13 protein-coding genes are annotated in these 17,149 nt (G+C 60.0%); 2 read left to right on the plus strand and 11 right to left on the minus strand.

Annotated elements, in window-relative coordinates:
* Nucleotides 1-396: 396 nt before the first annotated feature.
* From ACTT2I_RS10395 to ACTT2I_RS10405, 3 genes are all read right to left on the minus strand, one after another.
* Nucleotides 397-615, minus strand: coding sequence for a hypothetical protein (locus ACTT2I_RS10395; protein WP_443096637.1), 219 nt, complete (start codon nucleotides 613-615; stop codon nucleotides 397-399).
* A 757-nt stretch (nucleotides 616-1,372) separates the two neighbouring features.
* Nucleotides 1,373-2,488, minus strand: coding sequence for a hypothetical protein (locus tag ACTT2I_RS10400; RefSeq protein ID WP_443096638.1), 1,116 nt, complete (start codon nucleotides 2,486-2,488; stop codon nucleotides 1,373-1,375).
* Nucleotides 2,489-2,630: 142 nt separating this feature from the next.
* A protein-coding gene (locus ACTT2I_RS10405) for an IS3-like element ISStma9 family transposase (RefSeq protein WP_087986239.1) occupies nucleotides 2,631-3,772 on the minus strand; the annotation gives its coding sequence in 2 pieces (ribosomal slippage) (nucleotides 2,631-3,535 and nucleotides 3,535-3,772; 1,143 coding nt in all).
* Between the two features lie 68 nt (nucleotides 3,773-3,840).
* Between ACTT2I_RS10405 and ACTT2I_RS10410 the strand changes: the two genes are divergently transcribed.
* On the plus strand, nucleotides 3,841-4,320 hold the full coding sequence (locus tag ACTT2I_RS10410) for a GIY-YIG nuclease family protein (RefSeq protein ID WP_443096639.1): 480 nt from the start codon (nucleotides 3,841-3,843) through the stop codon (nucleotides 4,318-4,320).
* Nucleotides 4,321-4,394: 74 nt separating this feature from the next.
* On the opposite strand, the gene ACTT2I_RS10415 is transcribed toward ACTT2I_RS10410, so the two are convergent.
* Both ACTT2I_RS10415 and mobF read right to left on the minus strand, forming a co-directional pair.
* A complete protein-coding gene (locus ACTT2I_RS10415; protein WP_443096640.1) occupies nucleotides 4,395-5,237 on the minus strand; it encodes a DUF5677 domain-containing protein in 843 nt (280 codons plus the stop codon).
* Nucleotides 5,238-5,366: 129 nt separating this feature from the next.
* Nucleotides 5,367-8,282 (minus strand): MobF family relaxase, encoded by a 2,916-nt coding sequence (gene mobF / locus ACTT2I_RS10420; RefSeq protein WP_443096641.1) that lies wholly within the window; start codon nucleotides 8,280-8,282, stop codon nucleotides 5,367-5,369.
* Nucleotides 8,283-8,356: 74 nt separating this feature from the next.
* Here mobF and ACTT2I_RS10425 point away from each other — a divergent pair, with 74 nt between their 5' ends.
* On the plus strand, nucleotides 8,357-8,860 hold the full coding sequence (locus tag ACTT2I_RS10425) for a GIY-YIG nuclease family protein (RefSeq protein WP_443096642.1): 504 nt from the start codon (nucleotides 8,357-8,359) through the stop codon (nucleotides 8,858-8,860).
* Between the two features lies 1 nt (nucleotide 8,861).
* On the opposite strand, the gene ACTT2I_RS10430 is transcribed toward ACTT2I_RS10425, so the two are convergent.
* The 6 genes from ACTT2I_RS10430 to ACTT2I_RS10455 all read right to left on the minus strand — a co-directional run bounded on the left by ACTT2I_RS10430 (nucleotide 8,862) and on the right by ACTT2I_RS10455 (nucleotide 17,118).
* The gene (locus tag ACTT2I_RS10430) at nucleotides 8,862-10,589 is read right to left on the minus strand and encodes a type IV secretion system DNA-binding domain-containing protein (RefSeq protein WP_443096643.1); all 1,728 of its coding nucleotides are present in this window, start codon (nucleotides 10,587-10,589) and stop codon (nucleotides 8,862-8,864) included.
* A gap of 456 nt (nucleotides 10,590-11,045) precedes the next feature.
* Nucleotides 11,046-11,168: a hypothetical protein gene (locus ACTT2I_RS10435; RefSeq protein ID WP_443096644.1), complete on the minus strand. Its 123-nt coding sequence runs from the start codon at nucleotides 11,166-11,168 to the stop codon at nucleotides 11,046-11,048.
* A gap of 441 nt (nucleotides 11,169-11,609) precedes the next feature.
* Nucleotides 11,610-12,314, minus strand: a complete 705-nt coding sequence (locus ACTT2I_RS10440) for a hypothetical protein (protein ID WP_443096645.1) — start codon at nucleotides 12,312-12,314, stop codon at nucleotides 11,610-11,612.
* A gap of 40 nt (nucleotides 12,315-12,354) precedes the next feature.
* The gene (locus ACTT2I_RS10445) at nucleotides 12,355-15,246 is read right to left on the minus strand and encodes a hypothetical protein (protein ID WP_443096646.1); all 2,892 of its coding nucleotides are present in this window, start codon (nucleotides 15,244-15,246) and stop codon (nucleotides 12,355-12,357) included.
* 2 nt (nucleotides 15,247-15,248) lie between these two features.
* Nucleotides 15,249-15,854 (minus strand): hypothetical protein, encoded by a 606-nt coding sequence (locus tag ACTT2I_RS10450; protein WP_443096647.1) that lies wholly within the window; start codon nucleotides 15,852-15,854, stop codon nucleotides 15,249-15,251.
* Nucleotides 15,855-15,918: 64 nt separating this feature from the next.
* The gene (locus ACTT2I_RS10455) at nucleotides 15,919-17,118 is read right to left on the minus strand and encodes a hypothetical protein (protein ID WP_443096648.1); all 1,200 of its coding nucleotides are present in this window, start codon (nucleotides 17,116-17,118) and stop codon (nucleotides 15,919-15,921) included.
* Nucleotides 17,119-17,149: the final 31 nt, after the last annotated feature.

Raw genomic sequence — 17,149 nt, forward strand, 5'->3', positions numbered from 1 at the left:
TGCTCGAGAATAGGCGAGCTCCGACACATCTTGATGTATCGGAGCTAACTTCCGTCAACACTTTGACGCAGCATCCGATCCTCCAGCAGGTCTTGCCAACAGGTGGCGAGAGCCGTGCGATGGCGATGCTGCTGACCAGCGAGCCGCCGGCGATGGAGGAGTACCGCGTCAGCCGGGCCGTGAACACCCCGCGCAACAACGCCGAGGCGCTGCTGCGCCAAGTTGCCTGACTTACCTTCCCACCTCGACTGCGTCCGGCCGAATGGCGCGGAGCAGGCCCTAGCTGCCGCCCGACATGGATGCCAGGCGTTGCGCTGATGCTCATCGTCGCCCCGAAGACCAGCGCCGCTCCATCGGACCGACGGATGTCCGACATCGGCAGGTAGCCCGAGGTCTTCACCCTGCCCAGCCGGCCGGGTAGATGTCCTCCCACGCGATTCCCGCGAACAGGCTCGCCACGTCGGCCGCCGTCATCAGGCGCACGCGCTTGTAGCTGCCGTTGTAGGCCAGCACCGAGCCCATGGGGAAGTGCGCTGCTGTTTCAGGATCCAGCGCATCAATGGAGGAAAGCGTTGCCGTCCCACCAACCTCAGCGTCGTCCTCTAGCTCTTCCACGCCCCCATTGTCGATGAAGCAAGGTATCCACATTGTGGTGACGCAGATGGCCTTGGAACACTTCCAGCACCTCGTGGTGGCCTGCACAGGAGGGCGTAACTTGGGGCGACAAGGTTTAGATGGGTCATCAGGCAGGTCGGCGTATCCGAATGATTTTGACTACCGAGACGCCAACGCCTGGCAGCCCGAAGCCATTGATAAACCAATTTTTTTGGAACTAAATAGATTGGATCCATGCCGCGAAGTTTGGCCTGACGCGGGCGACCCTAGAGTTTGCATTAAGAAATAAATCCCCGCTCATTTTTGATTGACGTTTAGAAAGCCCGTCGTATCTGCACTTCCATTGTAAACAATGGAAGCAAGGCAGTGACGAAGTCGCAGACCGAAATACTAAATAGCTACATCGAAGCACCCGATGGTGGGTTGGTCTTGGAAGGCCTCCAGGTTGGCCGTGTGAAGTTCGGGAAGATCACAATATCAACCGGTGAGGGTGCCTTCAGCGCCCAAGACCTAATCACGGCGGGCCGTCTGGACTTGCTGCACCCAATCAACCAGGTTCTGGACCGAGTCAACGCCTCGCTCCCAAATACGGGCAACTAGAGCATTGCGATCGATCTGCGGCGCTGAGCTAGCACGCTCCGCAAGCGCGCAGACATGAGCCATTACCTCAAATGTTAGCGGTCGCTGCTCCCCTACTAGCTGGGCTAGCCGGACTAGGTTAGACCCATGCTTGATAGCTTCTGGTGCGCATCGCGCATCACAGACAATTCCTTGCCGAGGACGAAGTCGCCAGGAATACTCGACAATTCTTGTCTCGTCTGCCCCCAAGGCTGTTCAAGTGCCGACTCGGCCGCGAACTCGTTACAAGTTCGGTGCAGCTCATGCAACCGCCGGAGTCTTCGATCAGGCCTTCGGGGCCTGCAGGGGTCTCCCAAGAGGCATCTGCGAGTGCGTCGGACCCGAAATGCGGCGCCGCCAGCAGAATCTTGGCTTGATCGATTGCGGCTTGCGGCGCGTCGAGGCTGTCGGAGAACGTAAGGTCGAGCATGCCGGTCAGCTCAACGGCGCGTTGCCTCCAGTCCTCCAGTTTATTAGCAAGGTCAGCCATCTCCCGAATCAACCGGTCCCGATCGTTCGGCAACAGCGTCTCGTTCTCGACACCGGCCCAAGCGTGCTGGTCTGGGACGCCCATTGTGCGGGCACGGTCAAAAAGATCCTGAAGCAGCTTCTGGTTTTCTCCCACTCTGTCCCACGCCCACTCGAGCGGCGAATCGAGTCGGATATGCGCTGTGACATGCCCCTCCCGACGCAGCCGGACAAGGTTGCCGAACACTTCGTAGGGCGTCAGTTTCGACGGCAGGAGTTCTTGGTGCAGGCGCAAGGCATGGGCGTTAAGCAAATCGCGCCGCTCAGTGAGCTGACGAACGATCGGACCGCTGTCCTCCTCGGCCAGTGGGCTCAAATTCCATGTGAGCCGTAGTTCTTCGAGCAGGGCTCGCTTGTTCGCCTTGTTGCTGTGAAGCTCAAGACACGCGGCGCCGAGGCGAACTTGGTCCAAGCGCCTCTTCACAACTTCCAGTGCCGCCAGCTTTTCCGCCACGAACAACACGCGCTTCTTCTCGGCAATCGCCCCAGCAATAATGTTGGCGTTCGTCTGGGACTTGCCGGTGCCCGACGGCCCTTGGACCACAATGCTCCGCCCCTTAAGCACATCATGGACGACGAGGGACTGGGAGCTGTCGCTGTCGACGACATGGCGCATATGCTCCGGGTCAACAGTAGCGTCAATGTCCTCATCGTTGGTGGAAATAGCCGCGCCGGAGAAGCCGTCCGAAACTACGCCAACAAGTGCGAAACGGGAAACATTGCCCATACCTAACGCTAAGCTCGTGGCGTAGTTGTAGCGGCCTCTGACTTCTACGCTCTCCCGGCGGTCGCGAAGTACCGGGCTGGTCCCCATTTCTGGGCGCCCAGGGCTTGCTAGTTTGAATCGCCCAGGGTTTTGTAGACAGTCGTCAGCCGTTTAGTGCGTACTGCTTCTCGAACTCTACCGGGGACAGCCCGTCGTTGGAACTGTGCCGCCGTTTTGGGTTGTAGAACATCTCGATGTACTGGAAGACGTCGGCCCGTGCCTCGTCGTGATTGCTGTAGATCCTCCGCTTAATACGCTCCCGCTTCAGTAGCTGGAAGAAGCTCTCCATCGCTGCGTTGTCATGGCAGTTTCCTCGTCGACTCATGCTGCACACGATGTCGTGCTCGCGCAGGAAGCTCTGCCAGTCTTCGCTGGTGAACTGGGTTCCCTGGTCGGAGTGAAGCAGAAGCCCGGGGCTTGGCTTGCGCCGCCACACTGCGGCCAATAGCGCCTGCAAAACCAGGTCCGTATGTTGAGTTGGTCGGGTTGCCCATCCAACGACCTGACGCGAAAACAGATCAAGCACTACCGCCAAGTACAGGAAGCCGTCGTACGTGCGGATGTAGGTGATGTCCGTGACCCACGCGCGATTTGGCTCATTGACTTTGAAGCCGCGAGCCAGAACGTTCTTGGCGACTGATCCAACAGGGCCGCTCAATGGGCGTGGTCGCCGACCGTAGCCGACCATTGCCCGCAGCCCCTCGCTCTTCATCAAGCGTGCCACGCGATGACGACTACACGTCTCGCCAAGCTCGCGCAGATCTGTGGTCACTTTGCGGTGGCCATACACAGAGCCGCTTTCCAGCCAGCTGTGCTTGATTAGGCCGAGCAATCGCTGATCGTCCTTGTCGCGAGCGCTTGCCGGCTCTTTTAGCCAGGCGTAGTAGCCACTGCGATGGACGCCAAGCATCCGACACATCGCCGCGAGGCCGAACTCATCTGCGTGTTGCTTCATGAAGGCGTACTTTGCTCTTACCCCTTTGCAAAGTACGCGGCGGCTTTTTTTAGGATGTCTCGCTCTTCAGTGACCCTGCGTAGCTCAGCCTTGAGGCGGCGCACTTCCGCGTTCTGGTCCTGCTCGACACGCCGGCCAACATCGCCTTTGCCTTGTTGCCGCTTCCAGCCGTAAAGACTGTGGATCGACACGCCCAGTCGCTCGGCAACCTCCGCTACCGGACGGCCGTACTCAACAATCTGCCGTACCGCCTCGATCTTGAACTCATCGGTGTACCGCTTCGTGCTCATAACCACCTCCGCCTAAGCCATAGTTTATGGCTGCGAGGTGTCTACGGAACCCTGGGCGATTCAGATCCGTGAACTGGAAACGCAATCAAAAGTACCTTCCTCGACCCAGGCGTTTGTATGCCTTGTTCTTCAACAATGGCTGTTGCTATGTGGGGCAGACTGTTGACCGCGCCCAGCGCGAGAAGCAGCATCGGAGCAGCCGCGGGGGCTGGCAAGGCAAGCCCTTCACCTTTGTCCCACTGGGCGTCATGACGGGCACGCAGGCCGACGCTGAACTGCATGAATACGCTTGGCGCTACAAGGCCTTTCAGAAAGGCTGGCGGATCTACTCCAAGCCGCCGGGCATCCTCATCCGTGATCCCCGTCGGCGGACGACATGGCACATGAAAAACCTGGCGCATGGGCTCACGTGGCCCGCCAACACACCTGCACCAGGAGGGATGGCAGGCACGAGCGGCGGCCTGCTCTGGAGTGGATTCAAATGGCTATTTCTCTACCCCGTCTTGCTCGCATTGGCGCTGTCGGCGTCACGCATCGTCCTGAGCTAGGTATGCCGCGCCTACAGGGCCACTGCCATTTCGGCGCTCGCAGTTCGGGCACCACCAAGATCAACCTGCTGACGTCACTCTTCTCGGAGCGCCTCGTCGGCCATCCGCTCATCAAACGCGGCGAAGCGCTGATACAGCCCTTCCACATCGGCCGGAACGCCAACACCCAGATGGTTTGCGAGCCGCTGTATGCCCACGAAAACATAGCGGCACGACGTCATCAGAAGCTGATCAAGATCCTTTTCCTCCGGACCTATGCGTATCAACTCTAGAACGTCTCCATTTGTCACCAGCAGGCCTTCCAAAGACTTCGGGGAAAAATGAAGCGCCTCAGAGGCCATGACGAACCTGCCATACATCAGGTGATCCACGCCACCTATCTGAGCCCAATCAAGTGTCTTGATGTCACGGGCCGTCCGTCCCTGCTGATCTTTGAAGTCGGTCAAACGGTTCGTAGCCTCTACTATTTCCTGCCGCAACTCCTCATCCGACGGCTCGCGGACCATCTCAGGGGGCCAGTCCTGGCGGAAGTTGAGGATGTCGCCCAACATCTTCTTCCGATTCAAGACGTCTTGGATCAGATAGTCCTGAAGCAACTCAGGGCGAGCTATTAAAGCCGACAGACGGGCCAGCGCCTCCATTAAGCTTCGTTGGTGCCCCAGCGCTTCGGTGTAGAACCCGTTCACTGCCAAGAGGGCCAGCGCACGAAGCCCTGACACCTGCCTGATGAGAAGGCAGGTAGGGATGAGCTGATGCGGATCGTCGGCCGATATCTGAAGTTTGGCGACAAAGAGCTCACCAGCGGTTGCAAGCGAGCACGTGACTTCTAGGGACTCAGCATGTCGGTCAAGCATTTTTTCGACATGTGGACCACGGCGACGGACGGGATCAGCATACTGGGATGGCATGGGTTCCATTCCTCCTTCCTTTGAAGCGGTGGGTGCCCGACTGTCCGACATCAACCACTGAGGATAGCTCGAGTCAGTGAAATCGTGCCGTTCGGCTGTGCTGCGGCCTCCGCGAACTATAATGCTCTCACTCGTAGGTTAGCGCCCCAGTCCCTGCTGTAGCCGTGGGGCCGGAATCTGGGACCCTTCCAGAGATCCTGCCCGCATGGGCGCTCGTTGACGGCCCTGATCGAAAACCTCCAAGGGCCGACGGGCCTTGCGCTCGCTGTCGCTCATTGCACGTCGGGTTCCTTGCCCTTCTTTGTGCTCGCGGAACAGCGCATCGAGCTTGCTTTGAAGAACCCCGGCCTGCGTCCCAACGCTCTGCGCTGGCGGGCTGGCCGCAGGCTGCTCTCTGATTCCGGCATCGAGCACGGTGGCCTTCAGCCGCTCCAGCCCCAGGCGCTCGTTGAGCCGCTCCACGTCATGGTAAGTGCCGTAAAGCTTGTAGCTGCCTTTCGTGAGCCGAGTGAAGGCCACCAGGGATGACGCGTTGTCCATCATCCCCAAGTTCATGAGATGGAACACCTCGCGCTTGCCCTGCCCCTGAGATTTATGAACGGTCACCGCGTAATCGTGGACCAGCGCTTTGTGCTCGTGGGTGTTCCACACCACCTTTCGCCCGTTTTCCTTGGGATTCTCTGACCGCAACGTGCCGGTGATGTCATAGCCGCCTGAGCGCGAGGGCTTGATGGATTGGATGGTGGCCTGGGTGCCGTTGACCACCCCCAGGTCTTTGCTCTTGGCGGTGAACATGATCCGGTCCCCTTCCACCAGGGCCAGATCAAACCTTCGGCCATTGACGCGCCCCTCGACCACCACCTCGTCTGTGCCGATCTCGCCGCGCTCCTTCAGCCCTTGGCGAATCCCGGCGTTGAGCGCGCCCACCTCGGCCCGGCTATGCGCCAGCACCAGCTTGTCGTCCAGCACGGCGGGGTTCTTGAAGAAGTCGTTCACCAAGCGCTCGATGGACTTCTCTTGGGAGTGCGCTTCCACAATGGAGTCTATCAGCCGCTGCTTTTGCTCCTCGCCCATATCCAGCGTTTGTTGCCGGCTGCGGGCGCCCTTCTTCACGTCTATCACCTTGCCGCTCTCGTCCCGAGCATAGAATCCCATCGCCGTCTCGCGGTCCTCCTGCCGCGCCTGCCGGCGAATCTCGGTCAACTTCACGTCGCCCACCGCCTGCTTGGTGAGCTGAAAGCCGGACCCGGCCCCGATGGGCTGCAGCTGCTCTGCGTCGCCCTGGAGGATGACCTTGGCCTTCGCTTTCTCTGCATAGGCCAACAAGACTCGGGTGTCGCGGGTGTCCACCATGCCGGCCTCATCGATCACGATCACGTCGTTGGGCTGGAGCTCGCGTTTGCGCTCTGCCAGGTCGTGCAGCATCTGGGCCATGGAAACACTGGGCATCCCTGACTCGGCTTCAAGCTTCTGGGCGGCCTTGTTCGATACACACACCCCCAGGAGCACCATGCCCTCGGATTCCAAGGCCTCTTTGTAGAGCTCGGAAATTGTGGTTTTTCCTGTGCCTGCCAAGCCGCTCAAATTGGCCACCGCTCCACTGTTGAGGCAGATGTGGTCCACGGCCACCCGCTGCTCTTGCGACAGTTGGAGGCCCTTGGCCTGTTCGTAGTCCGCGATGACACGCTTCACAGTCTCCGGGCTGGCGTGGTGCTGGGTCTCCTTGGCTCGGCGGTTGGCAATGTCCACCACCGCTTGCTCGGCTTCCAGCATCCACGGGGCGCAGAACCGATCCTCGGTGTGCTTGCGGGCGAGCGTGAGGCCCCTGTCCTCCTCTGCCAGGCGCTCGGCGTTGACCAGCACCAGGCCATTGTCTTGCTTGAACTGTTCAATGCGGGAATCGAGCCCGGCCGCGTCCAACTTGCCGGCGAATTCCATCCCCAGCACTCGCACCAGGTCGATGTCGTTAAAGACCGCCTCGTTCTGATGCAGCAGCTCCAGCAACTCTGCGTCGCTCTTGTGCTCCACTGCGTCCAGGTTGCCCTGCGCTGCTTTGAGCGTCTCGGGAGTCAGTTCGAATCCTCTCAACGCTTCCTGCCAGTGCTCCACCAGCTCGGCATACGTGGGCTCGTCCTTCTGCTTGCGGGTAGCCTTGTTCGCCTGCTGATTGCTGACCCCGTGCTTCTTGGCGTAATCGAGCAGCGCCATGCGGCGCTTGCTGAACGCGTCGATCACGTCTTGGTTCGCACCGGCCAGGCGTGCGTAGGATCGGTTGGTTTCTTTGCCGTCGTCGTCCAGCTCCCGGACGTGCTCGACCTGGTAGCCCAAGTCCTGAAGGTTCTTGTAGAGCTCCAGCTTGTAGATTTCGTCCATGGCCCGGGCATGCCGGTAGATTTCGACGGCATCGAAGGTCGATTCCTTGCCGTCCTCGCCCAACGCCACCCCGTAGACCAGGTGGTGGGTGTGGAGATCCATGTCCAGGTCTCGCCCGGAAAAGTGCTGGTGGCTGGACCACACCAAGCCGCTGACGCCGATCACGTCTTTGCCGCCTTTCCCGCGGCGGGTCTCGACCATCGATTCCAGCCGGTTCATCGCCGTTGCAGAAGCGGCCTGGTGCGCATTGAGCACGGCGTCGCGCTTTTCGGGCGACTCCATCGCAAACAGGATCCCCACGTCCTTGGGCGCCGACACCGTGACGTCGTATCCCACGCGGTGACCACCAACCACCACGACCTCGGGCCTGCCTTGGGCATCCAGGACGGGATCCCCGTTCTTGTCTACCTTTGCCCGGACTTTCCCTTTGTTTCCTGCGTTCTGGCAAAGCGCTCTCCCCGTCAACGGGTCAAACCCTTGGGCGAGCTTGCCCATTGTCTCGCGTGTGACCGCGGTCGGCAGCAGGTTGAGGTGTGCGGCCATCTTGCCGCCCCAAGCCATGGTGTCCTGCGCATTCCCATCTTTGTCGAGGTAATACTCGGTGAGCATCAGATACTCGACCACGGCGGCGCCGGACTTGTCGTCCGTGCCTTGAGAGGTCAATGTGATGACGTTGAACATGGGGCTCTCCTATGCGGGTGTTCCCCAATGCATAGCAAAAATGCTCAAATCAGCAATGGGAATCGGAGGCCTGGATGATCTATTTCTTCATTGAAGACACCGACGAGATGGTCAAGATTGGCCGAGCCAAAGACATCGAACGGCGCCGTCGCAATCTACAAACCGGGAACCATCGCAAGCTGTTGCTGCTTGGCTGGATCCGCACCGACGACGACGTCCGCGTGGAGAGAGAGATCCACGAACACTTCAACGTTCAGCGAGGCCGCGGCGAGTGGTTTCACATTGACCCAGCGGATGTCCTCCCAATCCTCTCGCACTTTGGCATTGACGGCTTTGTGGGGGGGACGGAGGACTCATTCGCCATCGTCGGTCATGACCGAGATGGCATACCCGAATACATGGGCGTCTGGAGCTGGGGTGACTTGGAGTTCGAAGAGTGCTGCCCGTTTTGCGGATCTTTCTGCGGCATGCATTTCCAAGAGGCTTCTCACATGTATCACTGCATCAACTGCGACCGGCTTGAGAGCTTCGAGTTCTTGTCACCAAGCTACGGCCAGGATGAGGAAGAGCGAGATTGATCTACTTCCGGAAGATGAGTTCCAGCTCATCGTCACTGACGGCGCGGAGCTTCGGCGGCGTTAGCCCCCGCTTCTGAAGCTCTGCGCTGGCTTGATCGGCGGTCAGTTTCAGGACGCGCTGGACCTCCGCGGCGCTCTGCGCGTTGGCTTCGGGCAGGGGATTCTTCTGCACCGGTTGCGCTCCCTGCTTGGTCCACTTCGCGCGTTTCTGGCCATCTCGGACCTCCGGGTAGCTGACGCCCGGCCAGGACAGCAACAACAAATCGCCGGAGCTCTGCACGATGGCCCGGATGCCCCAGCGTTCCTTGCCGTAGTCCTTCCCTTTGCGGAAGCCTAGATCGTCCGTGAGCCGGCCTGGTGAAACCACCGCCCTCGATTCTTCGTGGAGCGTGGCGTTCTTGTCATGCGTGCGCCAGGCAACTGTTCGCTTCCCCATCTTGCCGGCCAGCTCGATTGCGGTTGCGCCTGCCGTTTTGCAGCAGACCACGGTGCCGATCATCGACTCGAACGCTTGGGCGGCCTTGTCTCCGTAGACTTCCTGGACCTGACTCAAGTCCTGCACGCAGGCGACCAGCGAGACGCCCTTGCTTCTGCCCACGGCGATCAACGGCTCAATGTTCAGCTTTCCGGCCGTGGTCAGTTCATCAGAGTAGAAGCCCAGGTGACGGCCTCGCTCATCGTCTTTCAATGCCAGGATTTCAGGAACAACGGTGTTGACCATCGCGCTGATATACGCGCGCGCGAGCAATGGATCCGGCCCTGATTGCACGATCAGCTGTTTGCGTCCTTTGTATTCGTCTTGGATCCAAGCCACCATTGAGAAGCTCCGCTTGGGGTCTCTCCTTGGCCATGCAATCGCCAAGCGATCAATCACGGCGGTGCCGTTTGCCACGCAGGCGAGGACACTGCTGGTCGTATTGGATTCCTCCGACGCGATCAGCATCGCAGCTCTAGGGAAGTAGATAGACATGGCCTCGAACATAGGTCTGGCCGGCCTGGAGAGCAAAGCAGCTAGCTCCGGCCAACCCCAGTCGCGTTGCCGAGTGGCCTGAAGCTCACGAATGCACCCTTCCAGTATCGTCTGCGCGGCCGCAGCCCAGAACGCGCCGGCTCCGGTTTCGGGCTGGATGATCGACTGTGCAAATGCTGCGGCTTGTGTCTGCGTTGCAACATCTTGCCCCACGTCCCAGACGTAGCTCCGCTTATCAAACGGGCAAACGATCACCGGGCGCCGGAAGATAGACGTGAAATCCCCCTTGATGTCATAGATGAACGCCTTTTTGTTCTTACCAATGACCTGGGCGAGGATGTGCTTAAGAATGACGGATTTGCCTTGGCCCGTTCCGCCCCAAATGAACATGTGTTGGGCCCAGTCCTTTTTCGACCGCATCCACTCGGGGTGGATCGAGACAGCGTGCAGCTCAGACTTCGACTCTTTCTTGGTGAGCGAACGCCGGCGAGCTTCAGTCAGCGCATCTTTGCCCTGGAGCAACTGAGCACCGGATACGTGCCAGGTGTTCGAGCGAGGGATGAGGCCCCGGCGGGTGACCCACGCCGACGCCCACCCGGCCAACCCAGCAGCGACGCCAACCCGGGCCAGTGTTTCGACAGTCGCTTGCTCGCGGACGACTTCCCAGAACGCGGCAGCTGGCTCTCTAAGGGAGATGGTGCCGGTGGCGAGGTTGGCCAGCGCTGCAACGCTTCCTATGAGGGCCTGCACGAAGTTCATCAAGGAATGGGAGGATGGGATTTGCCAGCCAACCCAAAGCGCTGCGGGGTAGCTCAAGCCAGCTACAACGGCGCCGCTCAGCAAGGCTTGGGACCAATAGCGGACCGGCCGTGTAGGTGGGATGTGAGAGGGAACGGTCCACGACCAGCAGTCATAGGCCTTAGGCACACGCCGCTCCCCGCTGGAGTGGCGTTTGGACCGGGGCACGGACCGCCCATGCAGCCACACCGCCGCCCCTCAGGGCGGGACGCGCCCCCTGGAGCTTAATTCTCCTGGCGCCGTGTCGATGGGGATGTGCTGAGCTATCCATCCCCCATGTGCATACCCGATTTTGAAGGATTGGCAATCAGCCGCAGATCTTGGCCATGCCACCCAGGATGATCAATGCAGCGACTTGAAGTACGAACGACACGTTGTGCATGTCCAGTTGCTCCAAGTCTTCTCGAATCCAAGCCATCATGCCAAGTAGCCGGCAACGTTAGCGCCCACGTAGCTCACCAGTGCAAACCCACCCAAGGTGAACAACAGGTTCGCCACGTTGTCCACGGCGTAGTCATAAGCGTCAGCGACAATAAACATTCTTGATACTCCCGGCTGTGTCTACTCATTACATATAAGCACAAGTCATTACATTCACAACCCGAGAAATTCCGACCAATCGACATATTTAAATATTAGCCAGATATTTCTTCATGAGCGTTCCAAAGCTCTTGCGAGCAAGCGATTGACCGCCTCGGAAAGAGAGAGGCCTTCCTTCCTGGCGAACGACTCCAATGCCAGCCTGCACCGGCGCTCTATCCGAGCATTGATGGTGTCGGGCCGGAGTGGCTTGAAGCGACAAACTGGTCTTCGCGTAGTCATGTTTTCAGAATGGCCCCGCTTCGCACTTTGTCAAATTGCAGAGCATTCACCACCCTTTGAGCACTTTCGCACCCCCTTGGGTAGATCGGAGTACATGCTATAGAACCCAGCCAGAAAGAGCAGGGCCCCGAAGGGCCCTCGTGCGGAGATCAGCATCGGTCACTGCCGCCAGATGTTCTGACGCTCTCGATCTTGCTTCTGCCAATCGAAGTTGGCCTCATCCTGCTTGAATCTTTGCTGCTCCCCCAACGCGGTAGCAGCGAAGGTCGCCCCGCCCCACTTTCCGGCTCCGAAGCTGGGGTAGTCCACCCGGACCTCCTTGTCCTTTTGGCGCTCTTTGCGCCACGCCTGAATGCGAGAACTGGGCGTTTCCACTTCGCCTTCGCGCTCCTGCTTCTTCTGCTCCTGTTCCGAAGGCATCATCCCCAGGCGCTGTCGCTCTCGCACGGTCTCATGAAGCTCCTCCTGCATAAGCTCCATGCGCTGTTGGTGCTTCATCACTTCGCCTGGCTCCGAGCGGCGCGCCCAGTCCCGGATTTCCCGACGCGTCTCCTTCACGCCGGCCTCCAACGCCCCCATCTTCCTGTCGTACTCTGCTCGCTGCTTGAACATAAAGGCGCTGGGACGGCCCAACACTTCCATTTCATGCCTTTGTTCATTGAGTTCCTGAAGCTGCTCCTCCAGCTGGATGACTGGACTTGGGTCCAACCGCTTGTCCAACGATCGCTGGAGCTTCTCGACCCCCTGTTTCTGACGCTCTGCCTGTTGGTCCAAAGCAGTCCACAGTTTGGCCTCCGGCGCATTGCTGGCGGCCATCCTCTCGCGGAACTGTTGGTCTTTTTGTTGCTGCTCAATACTGCTCATGCTTTACCTCCTGTCTTGGGACGATTGGTGAGGAAGCGACCTACGCTGCCTCTCTCTTTTCATTGATCGCTTTGACGACTTCGTCAACCCTGTCCAAGGGAAGGTATGGCGTCTTGCAGATGTCTGACCGACGCACCCCCGCCCTGTTGAACCACAGGATGAAGCGGCCTTGTTGGTTCAAAAGACCCGTGAACTCTGCCTGGGTAAACAACGGTTGGGCCTCACGGTGGCCCGAAGCTGGCACTTCAATGTCCTTGGTCGCCTTGACACCCTTCTGCTTCTGGCCGACCCATCGAGTCTTGGTCACCGGGTCGACGTGGGTTGCGATCAAGCGGCCTGCTCCTGCCCGGCGCAGCTGTTTCATCCCCGCAGCATTGGGGTGGTCCGGGTCAAACAGAGCGTTGTCCATCGCCATCTCGATCCCGCCCGCATAGTCCAAACCAACCGCCTTCTGTTTGTACGTGGTCATTTCCTCAACACCGAAGCGGCTCTCCGCGTACTTGTAGCTGGTCGGCGTCGTTCTGCCCAATGCATAGTTCTGAAAGCTGCCCAAGAACTGATCGGCCGAGTCCCCTGGCAACTTCACGCGGATTCCGTCCACGTTTTGCGTGGCGTAGAAGCAGGCCATCTTCGTTTGGCGACAGATCGGCAAGATGATCTGGTCTTCGCGGCCGATGAGGTTCTGGCACTCGTCTTTAATGAGGATGACCGGCAACTCTCCGCGCGCCCTCCACTCTTCCTCAGGTACTTCGTTGCGCAGTTTGATGCCGTTGTTAAGGCGCTGTGCGATGAGGTTCTGGACCAGGATGCCGGCGGTTCCATGCCGGGTGTCCGGCACGTTGACGCCTAGGGAGACGCCCTTCAACACGTCACTCACGTTGACTTGGCCGCGCTCGATGCTGTGCCAGGGGACCCCGGCGGAGTCCACCAGATATTTGCCTCTCATCAGCGGCGTAATCCGGCGGTCCACGTTCGCCATGAAGCTGCCGCGGGTCTCTGCCGGGTAAGTCGGCCACCTCTTCAACACGAACTCGAACGACATTTGGAGCAGCGAGCCGCTGATCAGCAGATCGGGGTGGATGGTCTCACGCGCACTTTCCAAGCGGTGTGCCCAATCGACCTTGGCGGCTGCGTATTGCTCGTCATTGCCCAGATGCAACGGGTGAACGCCCAGAAAATTCGCGGCCGCCAGCAGGCTCTCTCCTGGCAACGCGCTGGTGTTGGTGGTCCGGATGTCGTTGATGGCGATAAGCACTTTGTTGAGTCTCTGCATCGTCCATTGCCACTCGCGCTCCTGTGCCAGGGCGTCCTTTCGGACAGCCAACCGCTGTTCCAGATCTGCGATGGCTTGGTCAAGGTCGGACGTTTCAATCCCACTGGCCTCGTCGCGGTCTTTCACCAGCAGAAGGCCTTGGATCTCGTTCTCCAATCCGAACTTCGCCGAGGCGTCCAGCGCGCGAATGAAGAGCTCATGCTGGTGCAAAGCTTCCAAGATCACGCAGGCGTGGTCGATGAGGTCGGCCGATACGCTCTTCCAAATGTCCCCGTCGTCGTCTTCCATGCGGGTGTTCGTGAGCGCGGCCTTGACGCCCTGGGCGTCCAGACCTTCGATAAGGCCCAGGTGCACCCCCGTCTCGATCACTGTTTCAAGCATGCCGCGCACCTCACCGGCCAGCGCTCCTTTGCCGCAGAAGACGGCAAAGGCGCACGGGTAGCCCGACTTCAAGATTTCAGCCATGAGCCAACGGATGTAAGCGGACTTACCCATGCCGCTCTCGGCCCAGATCATGGTGTGCATGAACATGTCTTCGATGGTGATGCCGGCCGGCGAGTTCGTGTCGTAACAGAACCGTGCCCCTTTCTTCTTCTGGTGACCAAGGGCCGTGCCGAACTGGATGAAAGGACTCTTGTCAGCCAGCGCCTTGCGCACCTGAGCCTCCAAGGCCTCGGCAGTGGACGATTCCAGCAAGCCGTGCTTGCCCAGTTGGAACCGTGCGCTCTGAGATTGGAGAACCAAGGTGCGTTCTTTGTAGTCGCGGGCGTAGTAGACGAAACCATAGGCCCCAGCCAGCGCGAACCAAGCAAAGCCCGCGATGACCGGTGGCAGAATCATGGTCGTCACCAGCGCTACCGCGATACCAGCGCTCCAGCCGAAGAAGCTCTTCAACCGTGACCAGCGTCCACCCCATGCCTCTTGGTCGTCCTCGACGGGGGCGGCGAGACAGTAAACGAACCCACCCATCAGGTAGAGACAATAGCCCGCCACCACGATGTCCAGTGCTAGACCACCATCCCCAGCGGCAGCTACCAAACCCTTGGCGGCCGCGAGCGGCAAAACGAAGGTCAATGCCGCTGCACGGAAGGCTTCGACTGCACCCTCGCTCCGGAAGATGGCCCAGGCATAGGGCACCGCAGCCACAACGAGCAGCCAAGCGAGCCATCCCACGTAAGGAACCAGCGTCAGGGCGGCAATGGCCGAGCCCAGTATCGGGAGCGCTGCATACATGAGGAACAGCGCAGTGCTGTCGCCGCCCTGAAGCTTGTCCGACGGCGCCACCCGGCTTTCGATCAGCCGTCCGTCTCTGGTCAGCTCGACGCGGCCTTCTTGGTTTTGCAGGTCCAGCGGTGCCGACGGCCAGAAGACGGCGAACTTCTCGTCTTTCTCGTCCATGCCCTTGGGCACCACGTAGGTGTCGGTCGTCTCGTCGTAGACCGCGCCCAGATCCTTAGCGTTCTCCTCGCGCCCAGCCGGGACCACCAGCTTACGGCTGGAGACGCGGTTGTGTGCGTTGACCAGGCCCTGCACGTTCTTATAGCTGACCGCCGCCTTCAGGCGCATGGCGCCCACCACGCCCTGCGGCGCGGAACGGAGGAGGATTCGGTGCTTGAGGTGGGTTGCCAGATCCAGCAGGCTGTAAAGATTGATGTTCATGATTATTTCCTCCCTTGTGCAGCCATCTCGTTCCACACCTTGGAGCAAGGGGCAATGTCAGCGCTCGCGTAGATCCCCGTTCTGGCTTTTTCCTCGCAGTCCCGTCGAACCGCAGCAGTTGCCGCTTGTGGAGCTGCTACTTGGATGCGGCTATTACCCGTGGCTGCCTGATCCGCGCCCTCCCCCTTCCCGCTCATCATCGAAGCCAGGTTGGCGAAGCCCTTCTTGAAATCGAGGCCCTTGGCCACACTCACTGCGCTCCCGACCGCGGAACTGCTCCAGTTTGCAAACGGCGCTGCGATGACGGCACATCCCAAGCTCACGGCCAGCACGGCCAGAAACGTCGCCTTCGGAATCTCTCGTTTGCTGATCTGCCGGATGGCTTCCGCCTGCTGCTGACCGCGAGACCAGGCCTCCAGTTCTCCCTTGTGCTGCTCAATCGGGCGATCCACGATCAGGTCGTAGTAGCTGTCCTTGATAGCCGTCGGAACATTTTTTAGTCCCAGTTCTTCGGGACGCTCTAAGAACTTCTCCCCGTGCCAGCGCATGAAGCGGGACGTGAATGAAACCCCCGTGCCTTTGTAAGGCAAGAAAAACCAACCCAACATAGAACCCTCCCTTTTCAATAGTTACTTATTCTTTGTAGCCAATGTCTTGGTTTGAGCAAGGGGATCAGTTGATCCCCGCCTTCTTTGCCCACGCGTCCATGTCGCTGTCGGCCTTTTCTTGCCACTGGGTTTCCTCCCGGGGTTTTTCCGCTACTGGTTTCTTAGCCACGGGTGGTGCCTTGGTCTTTGCGACCGGTTTCGCTTTCGAAAACGCAACGGCTGGCTTTTTGTCTGTTTGAGGAGCTGGCTTGGTTTCCATCGCCACCGGCAGAGCAGCGACTGGCTCCAACGCCTCGGGGGCATCAGCCGGAGCAGGTGCGGGGCTCTGCTCATCCGGCAACGCCGACGGCGCTTCGACTGCAACCGGGGCAGGCACGGGTTCAGGTGTCGCTGCAGGGGGAGCTTGCTCAACCGCTAGGGCCGGCTTCGCTGGAGCGGTGACCGGAGCAACCAACGCGGGAGCGGGGCCGGCAGCGGCAGTGGGAGCGGAATCGCTTTTGTTGGAGCCGTGGCTGACCCACCATGCAATGCCTCCCCCCAGCACCAGACAGGCGACACCGGCCCCGGCGGTGATCTGCCAACCCGTCTTGCGGCTGGCGGTTGCTGGGGCCGAGTCAACCGATGCGGCGTGCGGTTGCGAGTGCTCCGGTTGAACAGTGGCCGCGTCCGCGACACGGGTCTCGGTTGCGGACTGGGGCAATGCCTCCACGTCCTCCATTGCCTCGGCAACACCGGGAAGGTCAACGGTCGGCTCTGCCACTTCCTCTGCGGTGAGCACTTCCGTCCCGTCCGGCTCTGCGGCTCCCGGTTCGACAGCGACCACCGGAGCCAGCAGCTCTTGGGCGCTGCTCAGCTCTTCCAGTGCTGCCGATGCTGGGGCCAGAATCTCCGTGGGTGTCACCGCTTCCGCTGACTGGGCGCGGGCGCTCTGCTCCGCCAATGCATCCCGCCCGGCTTGTTCTTGCTGTTGCCGCGCCTGCTCAGCTGCGGCGGCTTCCCTGCATGCCTTGGACTCTTCTGCACGACGTGCCAAGGCGTCCTGGGTTTCCTTGGTCTTCTCGACGGCTTTCTCCGTGAGCTCCTTGGTTTTGCGTCCAAAGACTCGGCCCCAGTGCTTGGCAGCGTTCAATACCTCGCCACCGCCTGCTGGTGTTGAGCGTTCGGTGGGCGTGGATGCCGGTGACGGGCCGGTGTCGTCATCAAACAGCTCGGCCAGCTCCTGGAGACGGCGCAGTTCTTCGGGGCTTTGTGGGGTGTTGGTCATCGGGTCCTCCAGGAGATTGAAAAAGATTTGA

This window comes from Stenotrophomonas sp. PUT21 (genome assembly GCF_052232875.1).
GTDB lineage: Bacteria > Pseudomonadota > Gammaproteobacteria > Xanthomonadales > Xanthomonadaceae > Stenotrophomonas > Stenotrophomonas maltophilia_N.